Origin of the sequence: Mesorhizobium sp. M0048 (genome assembly GCF_040323405.1) — a bacterium.
Taxonomy (GTDB): domain Bacteria; phylum Pseudomonadota; class Alphaproteobacteria; order Rhizobiales; family Rhizobiaceae; genus Mesorhizobium.
Genome location: NZ_JAMYUV010000123.1, coordinates 1 through 1093, shown reverse-complemented (window position 1 = coordinate 1093; position 1093 = coordinate 1). Strand labels below are relative to the sequence as shown.

1 protein-coding gene and 1 pseudogene are annotated in these 1093 nt (G+C 63.9%); one reads left to right on the top strand and one right to left on the bottom strand.

Features of this window, described 5'->3' with window-relative positions; all coding sequences use genetic code 11:
• A pseudogene (locus tag NKJ84_RS33015) lies at nt 1-104 on the top strand (IS630 family transposase); the annotation flags it as partial.
• Nucleotides 105-364: 260 nt separating this feature from the next.
• Here the strand turns inward: NKJ84_RS33015 and NKJ84_RS33010 are convergent.
• Nucleotides 365-1093 (bottom strand): IS110 family RNA-guided transposase (locus NKJ84_RS33010; protein WP_352510004.1); only part of this gene is annotated, 729 nt, incomplete at its 5' end.

Below are 1093 nucleotides of genomic sequence, written 5' to 3'. Positions count from 1 at the left end.
AGCTCGTCTTCATCGATGAGACCGGGCTGTCGACCAAGATGGCTCGCCTGCGCGGAAGAGCGCCGCGCGGCGAACGCTGCCGGGCAGGCGTGCCGCACGGCCATGTGTGGACGCCCCCTCGGGCGCAAGAAGACTCTTTGATACAGGCTTTTGCGCGTGATCGGGTGCTGCCATGTGTTCGGCCTCTCTTACGGCTCGTCATGGCCGCGGGCCCGTATGGGAGTTCGAGGATCAGGTCCACATCACTGGAACGCGCTGGAAGCGCTCCCCATGCGCCTGGTTCTCCTGATCCCGCCTCACCGACGTTGCGCCATACCTGTCCTTTGACCTCCTCACGCCGCCAACGGCCTCGCGCCCGTCCCGCTCAAGCGGGCACGACCGGAGCCCGATAGCTTTCTCCCTTCGTTAACAGCGCCCAGACTATTGGGGCGTTCTTGTTCGCCAGCGCCACGATCACCAACATCGGCGGTTTGCGCTCGAGCATCCGGCCGAGCCAGGATCCTTTAGGCACCCCTTTGCGCTTGGCCCACCGCACCACGGCGCTCGCTGCGATAATAAGGAGCCGCCTCAGTGTGCGCTCTCCCATCCGAGATGTTCGGCCCAGTCGTTCCTTGCCGCCCGTAGAGCGCTGAACCGGCGTTAATCCGACCCAGGCAGCGAAGTCACGGCCCGATCGGAACGTCTCCGCTGGCGGCGCGAGCGCCTCTATGGCGGTGGCGATCAGGGGGCCGATCCCAGGCACGCTCACCAGACGCCGAGTCGCGTCGTCGGCTTTGGCGCGGGCAGAGATCTCCGTATCCAGCGCGGCGATTTGGTTCTGCAGATGGCGCAACCCCTCGGCGAGGAGGGCAAGGCAGGAGCGAGCAGCTTCCGGCACACTCGATGTGGGATCCTCGATTTGAGCGATGAGGCGTCCGATATGAAAAGGTCCTTGCGGCGCGATCAGGCCGTATTCGGAAAGATGGCCGCGGATCGCGTTGATGAGTTGAGTGCGCATTTCGCAAAAGCCGGACAGTGATTCCGCTAAGTCGCGGACAGCTGTTTCATTAAGTCGCGGACAGTTTGGCGGTGTCGGTTCTCGGGTGCCTTGTTG